The 18,495-nt window shown below is 46.7% G+C and carries 20 protein-coding genes; 9 read left to right on the top strand and 11 right to left on the bottom strand.

Annotated elements, in window-relative coordinates; translation table 11 throughout:
- The first annotated feature begins 86 nt into the window (after window positions 1–86).
- A complete protein-coding gene (locus tag ACN9MT_RS15135) occupies window positions 87–1,319 on the top strand; it encodes a DEAD/DEAH box helicase (RefSeq protein WP_426272521.1) in 1,233 nt (410 codons plus the stop codon).
- A 64-nt stretch (window positions 1,320–1,383) separates the two neighbouring features.
- Here the strand turns inward: ACN9MT_RS15135 and ACN9MT_RS15130 are convergent, their stop codons facing one another.
- From ACN9MT_RS15130 to ACN9MT_RS15120, 3 genes are all read right to left on the bottom strand, one after another.
- A complete protein-coding gene (locus ACN9MT_RS15130) occupies window positions 1,384–1,797 on the bottom strand; it encodes a DUF2231 domain-containing protein (protein WP_214856704.1) in 414 nt (137 codons plus the stop codon).
- Between the two features lie 79 nt (window positions 1,798–1,876).
- Entirely contained in the window at window positions 1,877–3,046 is a 1,170-nt protein-coding gene (locus ACN9MT_RS15125) for a sensor histidine kinase (RefSeq protein WP_426272520.1), read from the bottom strand.
- Window positions 3,039–3,716, bottom strand: coding sequence for a response regulator transcription factor (locus ACN9MT_RS15120; protein WP_035411955.1), 678 nt, complete (start codon window positions 3,714–3,716; stop codon window positions 3,039–3,041). Before ACN9MT_RS15120 ends, ACN9MT_RS15125 begins: the two co-directional genes overlap by 8 nt.
- A 101-nt stretch (window positions 3,717–3,817) precedes the next feature.
- Between ACN9MT_RS15120 and ACN9MT_RS15115 the strand changes: the two genes are divergently transcribed.
- Genes ACN9MT_RS15115 through ACN9MT_RS15105 form a run of 3 tightly spaced genes read left to right on the top strand, consistent with a single transcriptional unit; the run spans window position 3,818 to window position 5,591 of the window.
- Window positions 3,818–4,123, top strand: coding sequence for a hypothetical protein (locus tag ACN9MT_RS15115; RefSeq protein ID WP_426272519.1), 306 nt, complete (start codon window positions 3,818–3,820; stop codon window positions 4,121–4,123).
- 11 nt (window positions 4,124–4,134) lie between these two features.
- A complete protein-coding gene (locus ACN9MT_RS15110) occupies window positions 4,135–5,025 on the top strand; it encodes an FAD:protein FMN transferase (RefSeq protein WP_290788282.1) in 891 nt (296 codons plus the stop codon).
- Window positions 5,013–5,591, top strand: coding sequence for a hypothetical protein (locus ACN9MT_RS15105; RefSeq protein WP_426272518.1), 579 nt, complete (start codon window positions 5,013–5,015; stop codon window positions 5,589–5,591). Before ACN9MT_RS15110 ends, ACN9MT_RS15105 begins: the two co-directional genes overlap by 13 nt.
- A gap of 9 nt (window positions 5,592–5,600) precedes the next feature.
- On the opposite strand, the gene ACN9MT_RS15100 is transcribed toward ACN9MT_RS15105, so the two are convergent.
- The 4 genes from ACN9MT_RS15100 to ACN9MT_RS15085 form a co-directional block, all read right to left on the bottom strand.
- Entirely contained in the window at window positions 5,601–6,386 is a 786-nt protein-coding gene (locus ACN9MT_RS15100) for an alpha/beta hydrolase family protein (protein WP_426272517.1), read from the bottom strand.
- Window positions 6,387–6,518: 132 nt separating this feature from the next.
- Window positions 6,519–8,075 (bottom strand): ABC-F family ATP-binding cassette domain-containing protein, encoded by a 1,557-nt coding sequence (locus ACN9MT_RS15095; RefSeq protein ID WP_023469741.1) that lies wholly within the window; start codon window positions 8,073–8,075, stop codon window positions 6,519–6,521.
- A 31-nt stretch (window positions 8,076–8,106) separates the two neighbouring features.
- Window positions 8,107–8,280, bottom strand: a complete 174-nt coding sequence (locus ACN9MT_RS15090; protein ID WP_023469740.1) for a hypothetical protein — start codon at window positions 8,278–8,280, stop codon at window positions 8,107–8,109.
- An 86-nt stretch (window positions 8,281–8,366) separates the two neighbouring features.
- A complete protein-coding gene (locus ACN9MT_RS15085; protein WP_426272516.1) occupies window positions 8,367–8,810 on the bottom strand; it encodes a hypothetical protein in 444 nt (147 codons plus the stop codon).
- Between the two features lie 147 nt (window positions 8,811–8,957).
- Between ACN9MT_RS15085 and ACN9MT_RS15080 the strand changes: the two genes are divergently transcribed.
- The 4 genes from ACN9MT_RS15080 (at window position 8,958) to ACN9MT_RS15065 (ending at window position 12,871) form a co-directional block, all read left to right on the top strand.
- Window positions 8,958–9,287, top strand: coding sequence for a hypothetical protein (locus ACN9MT_RS15080; RefSeq protein ID WP_035411974.1), 330 nt, complete (start codon window positions 8,958–8,960; stop codon window positions 9,285–9,287).
- Window positions 9,284–10,507 (top strand): glutathionylspermidine synthase family protein, encoded by a 1,224-nt coding sequence (locus tag ACN9MT_RS15075; protein WP_426272515.1) that lies wholly within the window; start codon window positions 9,284–9,286, stop codon window positions 10,505–10,507. The genes ACN9MT_RS15080 and ACN9MT_RS15075 overlap by 4 nt, the downstream gene beginning before the upstream one ends.
- Window positions 10,504–11,139: an NAD(P)H-binding protein gene (locus ACN9MT_RS15070; RefSeq protein ID WP_426272514.1), complete on the top strand. Its 636-nt coding sequence runs from the start codon at window positions 10,504–10,506 to the stop codon at window positions 11,137–11,139. The genes ACN9MT_RS15075 and ACN9MT_RS15070 overlap by 4 nt, the downstream gene beginning before the upstream one ends.
- A gap of 238 nt (window positions 11,140–11,377) precedes the next feature.
- On the top strand, window positions 11,378–12,871 hold the full coding sequence (locus ACN9MT_RS15065; RefSeq protein WP_035411982.1) for a peptide MFS transporter: 1,494 nt from the start codon (window positions 11,378–11,380) through the stop codon (window positions 12,869–12,871).
- Between the two features lie 45 nt (window positions 12,872–12,916).
- Here the strand turns inward: ACN9MT_RS15065 and ACN9MT_RS15060 are convergent, their stop codons facing one another.
- Window positions 12,917–14,188, bottom strand: coding sequence for a purine/pyrimidine permease (locus tag ACN9MT_RS15060; RefSeq protein WP_426272513.1), 1,272 nt, complete (start codon window positions 14,186–14,188; stop codon window positions 12,917–12,919).
- 158 nt (window positions 14,189–14,346) lie between these two features.
- Between ACN9MT_RS15060 and ACN9MT_RS15055 the strand changes: the two genes are divergently transcribed.
- Entirely contained in the window at window positions 14,347–15,042 is a 696-nt protein-coding gene (locus ACN9MT_RS15055) for an alpha/beta hydrolase (RefSeq protein ID WP_426272512.1), read from the top strand.
- 95 nt (window positions 15,043–15,137) lie between these two features.
- Here the strand turns inward: ACN9MT_RS15055 and ACN9MT_RS15050 are convergent, their stop codons facing one another.
- The 3 genes from ACN9MT_RS15050 to ACN9MT_RS15040 are packed head-to-tail and all read right to left on the bottom strand — an operon-like array spanning window position 15,138 to window position 18,440.
- Entirely contained in the window at window positions 15,138–16,073 is a 936-nt protein-coding gene (locus ACN9MT_RS15050) for a carbohydrate kinase family protein (protein WP_426272511.1), read from the bottom strand.
- Window positions 16,060–16,983 carry a PRD domain-containing protein gene (locus tag ACN9MT_RS15045; protein ID WP_426272510.1) on the bottom strand — a complete coding sequence of 308 codons (924 nt, stop codon included), beginning with the start codon at window positions 16,981–16,983 and terminating at the stop codon, window positions 16,060–16,062. The genes ACN9MT_RS15050 and ACN9MT_RS15045 overlap by 14 nt, the downstream gene beginning before the upstream one ends.
- A 44-nt stretch (window positions 16,984–17,027) precedes the next feature.
- Complete coding sequence (locus ACN9MT_RS15040; RefSeq protein ID WP_426272509.1) at window positions 17,028–18,440, bottom strand: sucrose-specific PTS transporter subunit IIBC; 1,413 nt, start codon at window positions 18,438–18,440, stop codon at window positions 17,028–17,030.
- Window positions 18,441–18,495: the final 55 nt, after the last annotated feature.

The raw sequence follows: 18,495 nt of genomic DNA, 5'->3' as shown, positions 1-18,495 counted from the left end.
AGCACGGCTGTGGATAACTGTTTTTGTCTATGCGAAGCAGGTTATCCACAGCTTTTTTCTGTGGATAATTTTTAGGAGGATATATTATGTCAACATTTGAAACATTACACATCAGTGACCTGTGGATAAAAAAATTACAAAAACAAGGCATCAAGGAGCCGACACCGATTCAAGAACAAGCGATTCCATCATTACTTGACGGACGCGACTTGATTGGACAGGCACAAACCGGAACAGGAAAAACACTAGCGTTCCTCTTACCGATTCTTGAGCAAATCGATGTCGAATCGCAAACGGTCCAAGCATTGATCGTCGCACCGACTCGCGAACTCGCGCGTCAAATCGCAGATGAGACCCATAAGCTGATTCGCAATACGGAACAGTACCGTGCTCTTGCAGTATATGGCGGGCAAGACGTCTTTAAACAGATTCAACGACTCGGACGGATGCCACAAATCATCATCGGGACACCAGGACGGATTCTCGATCATGTCGGTCGCGGCACACTAGACTTAAGCGAATTACGTACACTCGTCTTAGATGAGGCGGACCAAATGCTTCAAATCGGTTTCTTGCCAGAAATTGAAGATATCATCGAGGCAGCACCTGTTGATCGCCAGTTCGTCATGTTATCAGCAACGATGCCACCTAAAGTAGAGGAACTGGCGAAAACGTATTTGCGTAACCCAGTCGAAGTGCAGGTAGAAGCGGAAAGCATCACTGTAGAAGCGATCGAGCAGTTCGTCGTCGAGACGACGGATCGTCGCAAGCAGGCGACACTACGGACGATGCTTGACGAGATGCGTCCATATGCAGCCATCATTTTCTGCCGTACGCAACGTCGTGTCAGTAAATTAAACGAAGAAATGCAGATGCAAGGGTATCCGACGGATGAACTGCATGGTGGGTTGACGCAAGGGAAACGGGAAAAGGCAATGGCGAAGTTCTATCAAGGAAAAACACAATTCCTGATTGCAACAGACGTCGCTTCCCGTGGTCTCGATGTGACAGGTGTGACACACGTCTTTAACTACGATTTACCGGACGATGCCGAAAGTTATGTTCACCGGATCGGTCGGACAGGACGTGCTGGGAACGATGGAATTGCCGTCTCGATCGTGACGCCGAAAGATGGTCGGACGTTCCGTGATATGGAACGTGAATTGAACATCTCGGTCACGCCAATCGTCGTCGAATTGTCTGAAGAGGCGATTCGCGCACAGCACGACCAGAGTAAAGGATCACGGAAGACGACAGAAGGACGTGGAAACACACATCGTTCGAATAACCGTCGCCCGGGACGCGCACATCGTAAATAAACAGAAACAAGATAAAAGAGCCGGTTCATTTTCTCTGAAAAAGAGAAAATGAACCGGCTCTTTTTTATTTAGCATATACCATCTGACCACCAAGATGACCGGTATAAGCAAGTAATCCACTACCGACGATGGCAACGACAAAACTGAGTAATAAAAACATTTTTTTGTTTGAGCGGTAACCCAATAACAAAAATAGCAGCGAGACACCAAAGGCAACAAGGCTGAACAACGCGAAATGCTCATGATTTTCGATAGCAGCATGGGTAACGCTACTTAAGTTCGCTTCCGCATACTCTTCTGCTCCGTCTCCAGACAAATAGGCGGCGACCCCAGAAATCAGACCAACGACTAGCGTAAAGAGGGCGAACAATTTGAATTGCGTCCATTTCAGACTGACGAGTAACAATAACGTTGCGAATAATAAAAGTGCGATCGGTGCATGGACAAGAAGTGGATGAAGCGGTACGTTTCCCAACATATCAAAGACCTCCTTAGGTAAGTATGATAAAGAATAATTTCACTTTACCCTGCTTATCTGACAGCTAACTGACACCGTTTTAAAGAGTTGGGAAATGAATGATGAAGCGTGTGCCTTCACCTAATGTTGAATCAATAGAAATCGTACCGCCATGTTGATCGACAATCGATTGAGCAATCGATAAGCCGAGGCCCGTACCTGTTCCGTGACGTGAATGATCCCCCCGGTAAAAACGCTCGAATATTTTAGTTTGTTGATCGGAAGCGATACCGATCCCACGGTCCTGTATCGTCAACTGACGTTCTGTAGTAGTTTCTTCGAGGGAGACATCAATGACTTTATCGCTGTAGACAAGAGCATTCTCAAGAAAGACCGTCAATAAGCGATTCAATTGATGAGCATCCCCTTTCATGTGTAAGTCAGGCGCGATCGAAGCGTGGATGATGCGATCCGAGTAGGCATGCTGAAAACGTTCGACGGTCTTTTGAACGAGTGAACTAAGGTCAACTTCCTGTTTCGGTGAAAGTTGTCCTTCTCGCGCAAGCAATAGTAAATCAGAGACTAAATACTGCATGCTTGCCGTTTCTGCTTTGATATCCTCTAGAATCGTTCGTCCTTCATTCGAAAGTGATTCCGCTTCTAGCAATTCAATCCCGCTGTAGACGATTGTCAAAGGTGTCCGTAGTTCATGTGAAGCATCGGACGTAAAACGACGTTGGCGATCGAATGCTTGTTGCACCGGTATGACGGCTCGACCAGCAAGGATGTATCCGACTAGTGTCAGGACAATCGTTGCGAGAACCGCAATCCCCGCAAGAACGGCAATCAATCGCTGTAAGGTATCTTCTGTCGGAGAGATGTCCTTCATCAGCAGTAGTCGTCCTTCTTCGGTACTCCGTTGATACAGTAAGAAGTGTCGATCATCCCAGTCTACTTGTTTCGTCGTATCATCTGACCTTAAAAAACGACGCAGTGTTTTGGACTCAACGTCTGGCGGCAGACTTTCATAGCGTTCGTTTCCTGAATCATCGAGTAACTGAAAGTAGATCGGATTTTGGATGAATTGATCTTCTCCGTGCTCGATCCGTTCGAAGATATCGCGATCAGATACACCCTTCAATTGATTCAATTCCATTCGATTCAGCAATTGAGCGTTCGTGATATACACACCAATCAGGATGAGCACTAGTACAAAAAAGAACGAACCACTGAATAATAACGTCAGTCGTTTTCGAATCGAGTCAAGCATGTGGATCACCTAATCGATAACCGAATCCGCGAACTGTCCGGATCAAATTAGGAGCACCGACCGCATCTAGTTTTTTTCGAACAAGTCGGACGAGCGCATCGAGCGCGTTATCCGTAATATCCGCACCGATGCCCCACACGACTTCGATGATTAATTCACGACTCATCACCTGTTCAGGTCGTCTTAGGAGCAAAGAAAGGAATTCGAATTCACGTCGTGTTAAATCAATCGGATGGTGTTCATAGGAAATCGTTTGTGAGGACAGATCAAGGACTAGTCCATTGAAGGTGACCGTCGACACGAATGCCTTTTGTTGACGACGACTGAGCGCGCGCAGTCGTGCCAAAAGTTCATTTGATTGAAACGGTTTGACGAGATAGTCATCCGCTCCACTATCAAGACCATGGACGAGATCAATTTCCGTATCGCGAGCAGTCAGCATCAAGATGCCGCCTTCAAACTGTTCTTGGCGTAAAGTAGCGGCGACTTCGACTCCGCTCTTGCGAGGCATCATCCAATCGAGAACGAGTAAGTCATAGCGATACGTCTGACATTGGAGGAGCGCCTCCACTCCATCCCGTGCAACATCTACCTGATATCCTGCCCGCTCCAAATGGAGGCGTAACATCTTCGCAAGACGCTGATCATCTTCTGCTACCAAAACGCGCATGCACATCGCTCCTCTTTTTTTCTCATTATCCCATAGTTGCCGTCAGTTAGTTGTCAGTTTTTTTCGATACAGTAAACGTAACAAGAAGGGAGAGGAAACAGATGAAACCAAAACCATTTGCGAAATGGCTCGTCGGGCTTAGTAGTTCCGTCTTCATCGGACTTGCGATTGGTCAGTTGAGTGTCAGTTCGAGCGATTCCTCGACGACACCTGTTTCGACAGGCGATACGTATTCGAATAATACGACATTACCATTCCAAGGAAATCAATATAGCGATGATGAAAACGAATATGGAGAAGATGATGGATATTACGAAGATGATGATGGTCAATGGCAGGGCGACGAATCGTCTGGATTCAGTCAACCAGGTGGGTCGAGTGACGGTCAGTCCAGTCATTCGAGGTAAGGAGGAGGAAAATGGAGCGACAATTGTATGCGATGCATAATCAGGTGCGGTTCGTGACGGATCAGCCGATTGATGAAGCCGAGTGGGAGGAACTCATCCGTTTCTTTCATTACGTCGATCGACAGTGGTCACGCTTTGATGATCAAAGTGAGGTTAGTCGATTGAATCGTTTGCGGATCGGGGACATGATATCGGTGTCCTTACCGTTAGCCCGCTTACTGGCACGCGCCACACGATACTTCGAACAGACGGAACATTATTTTTCTCCGTTTCTGCTAGCTCAACAACAAGCTAATGGTTACCGGCAATCGTTTCCGTTCACGCAAGCCATCGCTTATGAAGAAACGGCTCCACCGGAAATCGCACCATTCATCATTGAAGGATGCGACGTGACTCGAGTCGGAGGCGGCTTTATCGATCTAGGTGGAATCGGAAAAGGTGCTGCCGCGATGATCGCGGCGCAACGCCTACGAAAAACCTGGAACCGTGGACTGATTGAAGCGGGAGGTGACGTCATCGTCTGGTCTGAGGAGAAACCATGGAATATCACAATTACGCATCCCGAGACCGAACAACGCGTCGCTGATGTGCAATTACGACAAGGTGCGATTGCGACATCGAACCGTGTCTATCGATCGTGGAAGACGGACGGACAGACGCATCATCATTTGTTAGATGGACGAACAGGGCGTCCGACGAGGAGTCCGATTCTGCAAGCGACGGCGTCTGCTCCACAACTCTATGAAGCGGAAGTCATGACAAAGCTTGCCTTTCAGATGACAGAAGCAGAACGTCAAGAAAAATTGTTTCGTTGGTTTCCAAAAGGACGATTACTGATTTTAGACACTACAGGAGAATGGCGAAGCGAACAGAAAGGAGTGAGTGAGATATGGACTGGATGAAATGGTTGTTCTCGACATGGACGATGATTCGCTTGAGTGGCTTAAGCGGACACTTCTTCATGACGATTTCAGTCCTAGCAGGATTGCTTGGTTCCTACCCAGCTCTCAAAAAGCAAAAAGCACGATTGCATCACGTGCACTTATATAGTGGTTGGGCAGGATTGCTCGCAATCGTCCTCCATGCGACGCTCATCATTGTAAATACGTACGCACCACTGACAATCTTCGAGGTCTTGATTCCAGGACAAGCTTCCTATGAACCGCTTTGGAATGCATTTGGAACGATCAGTCTCTACTTATTCGGGTTCGTTCTCGTGACTTCGGATTTCTTGAAGGAGACGCTAGGCAAGACGCTTTGGAAATTGACACACTGGCTTGTTTTACCTGCCTGGCTATTGATGACGGCACATGGTCTTTTCATCGGTACAGATACCGGAACACTATTTACGACGGTTTGGTACGCTGTCTCGACATTGACGATGTTCATACTTGTTCTGTACCGGATGCGGATCCGTCCTATGCAACGGACTCGAACTTCAGCAAAAGAGCGCTCAGTCGTACACTGAGCGCTCTTTTCATTGTCGGGCGAGCCAAGCTGTCCATTCGTTAAAGGCAGCATCCCGATTCTCAATATAGTTGTGATCACTATCGACGATCGCTTCCTCAAACGGACTGTCCGATACCAATAAGTCATGATGGAGCGCTTTGATCGATGTTTCGTCTCGTTCTGACGTCATGAGCAACATCGAGCGATCGGCTAGACGTTCTTTTAGCGTCAGTAAGTTCCAGGTCGTATGATGGTGCTTTAACTCGTCAAGTAACGCGTCAGCAGTGGCGTCATTTAGGAAAGCAGCTCCTCGCTCGAGAATACCATGAAGCACAGGCTCGTATTCCGGATGTTCGAGGACGAGCTGACCGACGAGTCCAAAATTAAACGGAGAAATCCCGACATAATGTGCAGCCTCCGGTGTCTCAGCAAAAGCATGAAGACCGGCGAACCCACCCATGCTATGACCGACAACGGTAATCTGATCAGCCTTGATACCGTGTTCAGTAGTGAAAGACTTGGAGCAGACGTAACGTAAAGTTGCCGTTGCGTCTTCCAGAACATGTTGGAATCGGAAAGTTCCGGAACTTCCGATCGTTCCACGATATGACGTGACAAGCACATGGTATCCTGCGCTTTGAAGTTGTACTGCCCAGTCCATGTTTAACTGTTTCCCGGGAAATCCGTGAAAGAGGACAATTAGTGGAGCATCCTCTGTATGTTCAGGTGAATAGAGGCGGGCAATCAATTGTTCCGAACCACCGCTTGGAACATGTAAATAGGATAAAGTTGCTTTTTTCGTGATCGTTTCCAAAAAAACACGCTCCTTCATAACCATTTTCTAAGTCTTAGTGTGCGTGAAGATGCACAATCATGCAATGATTAAGTGTATGAACTAAAAAGATGGGATACCCGTCTGGGCATCCCATCTTTTGTAAAGCATGGCTTAGAATACTTTTGTCGTCCATGATTCACAGTTCCATAAGTCTGTTGCAACAGCTTCATAGAATTCTGGTTCGTGTGAGATTAAGAGGACGGTTCCTTTGTACTCTTGTAACGCACGTTTTAATTCTTCTTTTGCTTCGACGTCCAAGTGGTTCGTCGGCTCATCGAGTACGAGGATGTTCGATTCTGTGTTCATTAATTTACAAAGACGGACTTTCGCTTTTTCTCCACCGCTGAGTACTTCGATTTTCGATTCGATGTGTTTCGTCATCAAACCACACTTCGCGAGCATGGCGCGGACTTGCTGTTGTGTCAGAGACGGGAACGTATTCCAGATCTCTTCGATACACGTATTCGAGTTCTTCTCTTTGACTTCTTGCTCGAAGTACCCGATATGCAAGTTCTCTCCCCGCTCAACGACACCCGAGACAGCCGGGATTTCACCGAGTAAACTCTTGAGCAACGTCGATTTCCCGATTCCGTTCGCACCGTGCAAGGCGATCTTCTGTCCGCGTTCGATCGTCAAATCAAGAGGACGAGACAGTGGCTCATCGTATCCGATGACAAGACCTTTTGCTTCGAACATCAATTTACTTGGTGTCCGTGCTTGGAGGAAGTGGAACTCTGGTTTTGGCCGTTCCTGTGCGAGTTCGATGACATCCATCTTATCAAGCTTTTTCTGACGTGACATCGCCATGTTCCGTGTCGAGACACGCGCCTTGTTCCGGGCAACGAAATCCTTCAACTCAGAGATTTCCTGCTGTTGACGCTTGAATGCAGACTCAAGTTGTTTTTTCTTCGCTTCGTGGATCGTGACGAAGTTGTCGTAGTCACCGACATAACGGTTCAATTCTTGATTTTCCATATGATAAATCAAGTTGATGACGCTATTGAGGAATGGAATATCGTGCGAAATCAAGATGAATGCATTCTCATATTCATTTAAATAGCGTTTTAACCACTCGATATGCTGGACATCGAGATAGTTGGTCGGCTCATCAAGTAAGAGAATATCTGGTTTTTCAAGAAGGAGTTTCGCAAGCAGAATTTTCGTCCGCTGTCCACCACTGAGCTCCTGTACATCCCGGTCAAGTCCGATTTCATCGAGACCAAGACCGCGTGCGATTTCTTCGACTTTTGCATCAATCGTATAGAAGTCGTTATTTGTCAAAATGTCTTGCAAGACACCGACTTCTTCGAGCATTTTTTCGAGTTCTTCTGGCTCGACTTCGCCCATTTTACCGTACAAATCATTGATTTCCTGTTCGATATCGAACATGTACTGGAATGCACCTTTGAGAGCATCCCGAATCGTTAATCCTTTTTCAAGGACAGCGTGCTGGTCTAAATAGCCGACGCGCACATGCTTCGCCCATTCAACTTTCCCTTCATCCGGCTCAAGTTGCGACGTAATGATATTCATGAACGTCGATTTCCCCTCACCGTTCGCACCAACGAGACCGATGTGCTCGCCTTTTAACAGGCGGAAGGAGACATTTTCGAAAATGGCGCGGTCACCGAATCCGTGACTTAAGTTAGATACCGTTAAAATACTCATAATTGCTCCTTATTTCATGAATTCCTGTGACTTAGACGCCTGTCCGTTTTTTCTGGTTATTCGCTTTTTTCGTCTGTTGGCTCGTCAATTGTTTCGTTTGTGTTCCTTGTAAGCCAGTCGGACGTTTAGTTTGCGCTTGTTTTTTTGCTTTCAAGCGCTCGATCATTGCCTCTTGCAATGATAGTTTTTTTGGTTGTTCACTCATGTTCGTTCACCTCGATTGATTCGTTCTTACCTTCTAGTATGCCAAAAAAAACGTCTCTTGGAAATGAAGAGACTTGATTTTACGTCTCAAAGTGTATCTGCAAAGTAGACGACATAACAATTCCGATCGATATCAATTTCACAGCTGTCACGCTCAAAAATACCGTGTCCTTCGACTTCAATCTTGTCTTTGATCAAAAAACGCATCGCTTGGATGTGATTTGGAACCGTTGATGTCTTTAAAAGTGGTTGGGCGCTGTCGGATAGATACTGTCTGAATTCAATATGAATTTGATGCGGTGGATAAACACGCTCTTCCGTCGCACGCGGTGATGCTTTGATGTGGTCGACAATCAATTGATCGTACTCACCTGCCATCTCATTGGAACGAAGCTCGTATTGATGTCCTTCGATGATATGGAATTCACAGAGTTGGTGGGCGATGATTTCTTCCGGTTCGATCGCATAACGATCATATTGATAGATCGGTTGGAATTCACCATTTTCTTCAACATAGTAGGCAAGTGACATGCGTAAATCCTCCTTTTCATTCTATAGATACTATTACCACGTTCCGATAAAAAAAGTTCCAGCAGAACAAAGAAACTTTTCTCTTCGAAAAAGCGTATACTATCCATAACGAGAGTAAAAGGAAAGGGGACTGAGAAGGTGAATTGGATGAAACAAGCGACACTAGCTGCGACACTGTTGATCGGAACGACATTAAGTGGGTGTGGATCGGATGATGCGCGAGCGGAACGACCAGATGATCCGGATTGTGATGACTATGAATATGATAACGATGAAGGTGTCTGGTACTGTGATGATAGTTCGTCGACTCATTCAGGCTACTATTACTGGGGTGGTAGTTATTTCGCTTCACGTGCCTTGATGCACAGTGCGATGCGAACGAAAGGATATACGCCGAAATCGAAAAAAGTAAAGAGTTACAATACGAAGACCAAAGGATTCGGAACGGGCTCGTCCTCCGGCTTTTTCGGCGGATGAATAAACGACAGACCTTTTATGGAGACATCGATCGTTTTTGGGATGTGCTAGACGGGGAACCGTACGCTGTTACGGAAATCATGCCGATCTCGGACGAACGCATCGATCAACTGCATATCGCGGCGCAAGAAGTGTATCGGATATTTGAAAAAGTGCTTCCGATTCTTCGCTCAATGGATGATCAGGCACTACTTGAACTTGGCTTCCCAGTCGAAAGTCTTGCCTTCTTACGACTCGAGACGATGCGACCGCTGACCGTCATCGGGCGCTTTGATTTCATTGCGACGGCTGATCGTATTTCACTCATGGAATGGAATGCCGATACGCCGACCTTCATCAAGGAAGTATTTGAAGTCAACGATGTCGTAGCAGAGAAACAAGGATTTAAACGTGTCAATGATGGAGAAAACGAATGGCTCAAGGAAGCTGTCCGTCGTGCTATCGAAGCAGCGACATATCGGACGAAGCAGGATCCGCATGTCGTCTTCACTTCACATGGCGACCATATCGAAGATCGGCTGACGGCTGAGTATTTGCAGTCGTTCTGGAGTAGCGCGGTCTACTGTCCGCTTGATGCACTAGAGATTCGTCCAGAAGAGGGCTTGTACGATGAGACAGGTAAAAGAATTGATATTTTATATCGGCAAACCTTTCCAATCGAGATGGCTTTGCTGGACCGGGATGAAGAGGGGCGAAACCTAGGACAGTTATTGTTGCAACTCGTCGAGACGGGGCGGCTAGAAATCATCAATCCACCGTCCGCTTTTTTAATGCAAGCCAAGTCGGTTCTTGCGTTGATCTGGATGTTACACGAAACCAAGCATCCATACTTGAGCGAAATGGATCATACGATGATTGCACGTTATTTTTTACCGACATACTTATCAGAAGATACATTCATCTCAAGCCGACAACCGTTCGTCAAGAAACCGATCTTTGGACGCGAAGGGGATACTGTAACGGTCCATGACGGACAGGGAGACGTGCTGCTAAAGAATGAACAGCATACGTTTCTTGATCAACCGGCTGTCTATCAAGCGTATCGAGAATTACCGACGTATCCACTTCAAGAAGAGGGAGACGTCGCGTACATGTACGGTGTTTTTATTTTAGGTGGAAGACCGAGTGCGATTGGTGTACGTGCTGGAGAACGGATTACTGGAAATCGTTCCTATTTCGTACCAATCGGTCGACAGCATGAAGGAGGGAGAAACATATGAGAGCAGCCATTTTAGGAGCAACCGGTCTAGTTGGACAAGAACTCGTAGATCGTTTGTTGGCGGAAGAGGCATATAGCGAGGTCCATGTTCTTGTTCGCCGACCGATGCGCCGTTTTCATCCAAAACTTGAAGAATGGGTGATTGATTTTGATCGTGTGACAGAAATCGAATTACCTGTCGTTGATCACGTCTACTGTGCACTAGGTACGACGATTAAACAAGCAGGCTCGCAAGAGGCATTCCGTCTAGTTGATTATACGTATCCGGTTGAACTTGGTCGTGAACTGTTAGATCTCGGTGCGACACGTTTTGCTTTGATTTCAGCTCTTGGTGCCCATCCGAATGCCAAAACCTTCTACAATCGCGTAAAAGGGGATACGGAAAATGGACTACGCGTACTAGGATACGATGCATTACTAATTTTCAGACCTTCGCTCTTGTTAGGAGAAAGAGACGAGTTTCGTTTAGGCGAACAGGCAGCTGCGAAAATTTCGACGGTGTTACGACCGTTATTAAAACGCAGTGCCATCGCTCCGATCGAAGCCGGTCAAGTCGCTGCGGCGATGATTCATGAAACGCTACATGCGCCGCCTGGAATTACGATCATCGAATCAAAACAGATGCAATCTTGAGCAGCCGACTTGTCGGTTGCTCTTTTATTATTCTTGTAATATAAATAATATTTGACTCATCAAATGATTTGCGGTTGAATGGTAAAGTGCTGTCTCATATATAAAAAAAGAAGTGAGACAATTCAGGCAAAACAGTGTATTCGTATCCTATCTGTTTCGTCACGCTTATCGTTTGGGGAAAGCGGGAAAAGATGATGGATTATGCACTTATTCAGGGCAGATGAAAGGAGCCAATCATATGGCAGAGTTTGATCGCGATCAGGTCTATAAGACCGTTCCGCAAAAAGGATTCTTTGGAAATCCGAAAGGGTTATTCACCCTCTTCTTCACCGAGTTTTGGGAGCGTTTCTCCTACTATGGTATGCGTGCCATCCTTATCTTCTATATGTACGACTCAGTCGCAAATGGTGGTCTAGGAATTGACAAGACGACAGCTGCGTCAATCATGGCCGTTTACGGTTCACTCGTCTACATGTCTGGGATCATTGGTGGATGGGTAGCTGACCGTTTGCTCGGTACGTCTCGAACTGTATTCTATGGTGGTATCTTGATAATGTTGGGGCATATCGTTCTTGCTTTACCAGCAGGCATTACGGCACTCTTCGTCTCGATGGGACTCATCGTCATCGGTACCGGTTTCTTGAAACCGAACGTATCGAATATCGTCGGAGATTTGTACAGTAAGACGGATAATCGTCGTGATGCTGGATTTAGTATCTTCTACATGGGGATCAACGCTGGGGCATTCCTTTCACCACTCGTCGTCGGTGAAGTGGCTGACCGTGGTGGGTACCATGCTGGTTTCGCACTCGCCGCCATCGGAATGTTCGCAGGACTTATCGTCTTCGTCCTGACGAAAAAGAAAAACCTTGGTCAAGCAGGTACGTATGTCTTAAACCCATTAAAAGGGGACGAGAAAAAACGCTTCATCACGATTGCGTCGATCGTTGTCGTCGTCATTGCGGTTCTCGGTGTCATTGCATCGATGACAGGATTGTTGACGATTTCTCGCTTTACCTTGATGGTCACGATTCTCGGAATCTTGATTCCAATCGCCTATTTCACAGTCATGCTTCGTAGTCCAAAGATTACAGATGACGAACGATCGCGCTTGATTGCTTATATTCCGCTCTTCATCGCAGCAGCGATTTTCTGGGCGATCCAAGAACAAGGTTCATATGTCCTCTCGATCTTTGCAAGTGAACGGACGAACCTTTCATTCTTAGGATTTGAGATTCAACCGGCATTCTTCCAATCGTTGAATCCGCTCTTCATCATCGTATTAGCACCTGTATTTGCAAGCTTCTGGGTCAAGCTAGGGGATCGTCAACCGACGACGATGCAAAAGTTCTCGTTCGGTCTTCTGTTTGCAGGGCTTTCGTTCATCGTCATGACACTACCAGGTATCCTATTCGGTGTTGAAACAACAGTTAGTCCGCTCTGGCTGACGCTCAGCTTCTTCCTCGTCGTCATCGGTGAGCTCTTCTTGTCACCAGTCGGTTTATCGGCAACGACAAAATTGGCGCCGGCAGCCTTCTCAGCGCAAACAATGAGTCTATGGTTCTTGACGAACGCAACGGGACAAGCGGTCAACGCACAAATCGTTAAGTACTATAAAGCGGATACAGAGATTCTATATTTCGGTATCACAGGTATCGTTGCCGTCATCTTCGGATTACTCTTATTCGCTTTCGCACCAAAACTTCAAAAATACATGCGCGGCATTCGTTAAGATATTCAAAAAAGACGCTTTCTCGATCGAGAAAGCGTCTTTTTATTAATCATTCGTCCGGATATGGCGTAAGACCTCTGCAAGCAAGGCGACTAACGTTCCGAGGACGAGACCGTTCGACATCAGTGTCGTCATGAGTGGTGGTAAATCGGCCGTTGCTTCTTTCGGTAACAACAACGCACCGATGCCGACGAGAACTGGAAGACCAACTGTGATCATCGCTGTTTGACGATTCAAATCGCGAGCCGCTTCCGTGACGCCGATGATTGCCATGCCGGCAACGATCGGGGCGACCATCGCATAACCAACAGCGACAGGGATTTTAGCAATCAAACCAACGAACGGTGTCACGATACTGAGGAAGAGACACGTGATATTCGCATAAACGAACGCTTTGCGGTCCGTATTATCCGTTGAGGCGATGAATCCAGCCGTTCCGGAAATAGCAACAGGACCCACTGTACCGAACAGACCGGCGAAGAGTTGTCCGATACCAGCCGTGATACCAGCCGTCCCGACTTGTCCTTTAACCGTTTCTCCGCGCTTCGCACTGATGATTCGTTCAATGACCTTGATGTTCGCTAAGACGTTCGTCATCAAGAGTAACGAGATGATGATAGCAGTCGGTAATAGGCTCCAATCGATATGAATACCGCCGAATGGTAATAGGCTTGGTAAAGTGAACAGTGGACCATCAAAGTTCGGCATCTCAGCACGTCCGATCAGTGCGAACATACTCCAACCGACGAGTAGTGTAATCAATAAAGCATATTGTCGTAAGCGATCACTGCGCTCTAAATAGAGCGAGATCAAGACGGTCAAAATCGAGATGACGGCAGGTAATGCTTGAATCCGTCCGTCTTCGATATTCAACAATCCTTTCATGACGGATCCCGACAGCTGTGCCGACAGCAATAACATATAAACACCAATGACTTGTGGAGTGAAGAGCGGAACTAAGCGTCGTAAGACACCTGTCACCGTCAAGATGATACAGATGATTCCGCTGAGTAAGAGTAAGAATCCGAGCGATTGTAGCGTGTTCGAATAACTGCCGTACAGCGTGACACCAATCGATGAATAGAGAGCGAATACTCCCCACCAAATTCCAGCAGGACCTTCCATGATTGGAAGACGGTGTCCGAGTAGGACTTGAAATAGACTTAAGATGGCAAATACGAATAGACAACGAGATAAAAAGGAAAGCGTCTCGGCACCCGAGAGTTCAAACGATGCTGCGATGGCAAGGGGTGGGGCAATGTTGGTACAGATGATGAATAAAAACCATTGAATCGTAGACACAAGGGTACGCGGCAAAACGTAAATCTCCTTTCGAAAAAACAATAGTGACTTTATCTTAAACCAATTCATGAAAAAGAGATAGGGATGCTTACAATGACTGAAAATTCTATCATTTGTTTTCATATGTGATTTAACACATAATAATGGGTATAACGCTATAGGGAGGGAATGACATGAAAAAATGGAGTAAACAAATCCTTGGAACGATTGTTGCAGTACTTGCGCTACTCGTATTTGCCTTTATGATTTGGGCACAATTCGATTATGACGCTTCGCAGCAAGCGGCGTCTTACGTGGAGACGGAAACACCACGTGAAGTCACGTTTGGAAAAGAGACGAGTGACGTCGGATTCATCTTTTATCAAGGAGCAAAAGTCGATGCAGCTGCTTACAGTTATTATGGTAATCAACTAGCGAAAGATGGACATTTTGTCATCATACCGAAGCTACCGTTTCGGATTGCCTTGCTCGATGCAAACGAAGGACTCGATATCGTCGAGGAATATCCGCAGGTCAAAAAGTGGTATCTGATCGGGCATTCACTAGGTGGAAGCGCGGCTTCGACAATCGTCGAACAACATTCGAAGATTAAAGGAATCATCTTCCTCGCATCATATCCGATTGATTCGATTGATGTGCCCTCACTAACGGTCTATGGTGGACAAGATGGTGTCTTACCAATCGCTGATATCGAAAAAAGTAAGCAGAATGTTCGAAAAGATGCGGTATTCCATGAAATCAAACAAGGAAATCATGCGAACTTTGGTATGTATGGACCACAAAAAGGGGACAACAGGAGCCCATTGACGTCAAAAGAGCAACAAGATGAGGCGTTAGACGAAATCAAACAATTTATCGATATGCCTTGATCGATTCTTTAGGAAGAAACGATTCATCAACCAAACGAAAAAGACGGAGAGATTCCGGCACTGCGTCCGGAATCTCTCCGTCTTTTTTTACGGATTTAACTCAAGCGATGAGCGACTTCATCAAGTGTTGGCAAGGCAGCCATTGCACCTTTGACGGAAGCAGCAAGCCCACCTGAAATCGCTGCGAATCGTCCGATATCATGAAGTTCATCTGCTGACCAAGCGAATGAAAAATCACGTAACGCACACTGATAGAGTAACCCGGACATGAAAGCATCCCCAGCTCCTGTCGTATCAATCGCGTCGACCGTAATCGCATCGATGACAGCCATCGCGTGATCCGTATACAGAATCGACCCTTCACTTCCACGCGTGATAGCGAGAAGACGGATCGGGTATTCAGCTAACAATTCGGCAGCCCCGTCATCAAGGTCTGTTTGTCCTGTTAAAAACGTTAACTCTTCCTCGGCGAGTTTGACGATTTGTGCATCCGGTAGGACGGACCGGATCGTCGTCCGTGCTTCATCGAGATTTGGCCATAACGATTCACGCAAGTTCGGATCATACGAGACAGGCACTTGGTGTTCTTTCGCACGAGCGATAGCTGTTCGTGTAGCGTTTACGGCTTCACCAGTGATCAAAGAGATAGAGCCGATGTGTAATAAATCGACAGACTCGAATTCCTCTGGTACATGTGTTTCGTGAAAATGCATATCAGCGCGTTCCGCATTGATGAACTCAAATGACCGCTCGCCATCCTGCCCATTCGTGACGAGGACAAGACCTGTCTTTTGTGTTGAATCATGGATGAGGTAATCCGTGCGGACGCCATAGTGATGTAACGTATCTTTCAAGAAGTGCCCCATCGAATCATCTCCGACCGCTCCAAGAAAATAACTGTCTGCGCCTAATCGAGCGAGTCCGACGGAGACATTGGCAGGAGCACCCCCAGGATTTTTTTGAAATGTCATGTTCTCGGCATCAAGAGGAATCAAATCAATCAGTGCTTCCCCTAAACTAAAGATTTTCATACGTAGAACTCCTTTCAAGGTCGGGACGAATCCGTTCAATGTGTAAAGCCATATAACCAATTTCTGATTCAGGGACACGCGTATCGAGTTCGACTGCCAGCCAGTCTCCCATCTGATTCGCACAGGCGTAGGCGTCTGCATAACGGGTTTTGACAGCTGATAGAATTACGTCATCCATGTCGTGTAACGTTTCTCCCTGTTCGATCCGAGCGAGGACCAATTTCATATGCGTGAAGAAACGATAGTACGTCATCGACGATGTTTCGATCGTTTTTCCAAAAAAGACTTCAATCTGTTCACGCAGTTCATTGAGTAACGTGACCGTCTGCAAAGCAGTTGCCATGTTCGGATGAGTCTGGCGTGCATTATATAAGTGAAGCGCGATGTTCGCTGCTTCTTCTTTAGGGAGGGTGACCTGTAACGCGTGTTCGATTTCAAGGACTGCCCATTCTCCGACCGCATACTCCGGTCCATATAAAAGACGAATCTCTTCTGCTAGTCGATTATGCACGACGAGTTGTTCACGTGCTAGCCGTACGGCATGAGCGAGGTGATCCGTCAGACTGACATGAATATAGTCATGAAACGGCGTCTGAAGTTCACCTTCTGCATGCGAGATGATGCGTTCGGATAAGTCGATGATCTCAAGTGGTGTCGTCGTCAGAATCTCTTTGAACTGTTCCGCATTTTCAAACGAAGGGATGAACATTTTTTCGATCTTCGTCGCTTGGATCGGATCTTTTTTCTTTTTTCCAAAGGCGATACCGGGTCCCATGATGATGCGTTCTTGTCCATTTTCTTTAACGACAACTGCATTGTTGTTGAGGATTTTATGAATAATCAGCCTGACGTCCTCCTTTCCAGTCTTTTCTTTATTATAAAGCGAACGTAGAGCTTTGCGAACCGACAAATGCGACCACCGAGTCAGTGGACCCGGTTTGGTCGCATGAAGGATTAAGCAGCAATGTCTGTTTCTTTTTGTTTACGTGCATCAAGACGCATCAAGACGACAGTCGAAACAAAAGCAGTGACGATCGCAATCGCGAATCCAACGAGGTAGTTGATCAAATTCGTTGCACCGAGCGGGGCGACGATCGCGATCATCGGGATTCCAGTTAGTCCGTAGGCGTTCGCCGCGACTTGTGTTAAGACGACATAACCGCCACCAATCGCACCACCGATTGCACCGCCGATGAATGGTTTTCCAAGACGTAAGTTGACGCCGTAGATGACAGGTTCCGTGATACCGAGAAAGGCTGAGAACGCAGACGGTAGGGCAAGTGCTTTGAGTTTGACGTTCTTTGTCAAGAAGTAGACGGCAAGTCCGGCACCGCCTTGAGCGACGTTCGCCATCGACCAGATCGGTAAAAGGAAGTTCTTTCCGATACTTTTATCGGCAAGTAACCCTGCTTCGATTGCATGGAAACTGTGATGCATCCCAGTGATGACAATCGTCGAGTAAAGTCCACCAAAGAGGAGACCAGCGACGACTGAGAACTGTTCGTAGAAGAAGACGAGTACGAATGAGATTCCTTTCCCGAGCAACGTTCCGATTGGACCGATGACGATCAATGCTAGGAAACCAGTGACGAGGACCGTAACGAATGGTGTGACGAGTAAGTCGAGCGTTTCAGGTGTTCGTTTCCGGACTTGTTGTTCAATCTTTGCCATGACCCAGACAGTTAAGAGAACCGGGAAGACCGTTCCTTGGTATCCGATTAACTCGATGTTCATTCCGAGGAATTTCATGACTTCAGGATCACTGTTCCCAAGTGTCCATGGATTCAAGAGGGACGGGTGTGTCATAATCCCCCCGATGACGGCACCGAGATACGGATTTGCACCGAATTCACGAGCTGCCGAGAAACCGATCAGAATCGGTAAGATGATGAAGGCTGAAGACGAGAACATATCAAGTAGTTGAACAATCGGCGAATCGCCCTCGACCCAACCGAATGCTTTGATCATACCGAGTAATCCCATCAAGAGACCAGCTGCGACAATGGCCGGAATGAGTGGAACGAAGACGTTCGAAAGGGAACGGGCAAGACGGGCGAACGGGTTTAATTTTTGAGAGGCAGCCTTTTTAACGTCGAGTGGCTCTTCTCCATCGACTTTCACACCAGCGAGTGGTGCAAACGCAGCGAATACCTTATTAACGGTACCGGTCCCGAAGATGATTTGATATTGACCAGAGCTCGAAAAGGCACCACTTACACCATCCAAATCTTCAAGTGCCGCTTGATCTACCTTTGATTCGTCATGTAAAACAAGGCGTAAGCGTGTCGCACAGTGAGCGGCAGTAATGATGTTTTCTCGTCCACCGACAAGTTCAAGTACACGTTTAGCAGTTTGTTGATAGTCCATCGGAAAAGTCCTCCTTTTTTCGTGAAACACGCTAGATGAGACAAAAAAAGGCAAG

This window comes from Exiguobacterium sp. R-17 (assembly GCF_049913315.1).
GTDB lineage: Bacteria > Bacillota > Bacilli > Exiguobacteriales > Exiguobacteriaceae > Exiguobacterium_A.
The sequence above is the reverse complement of the archived record's forward strand: the minus strand, read 5'-3'. Positions and strand labels throughout refer to the sequence as shown.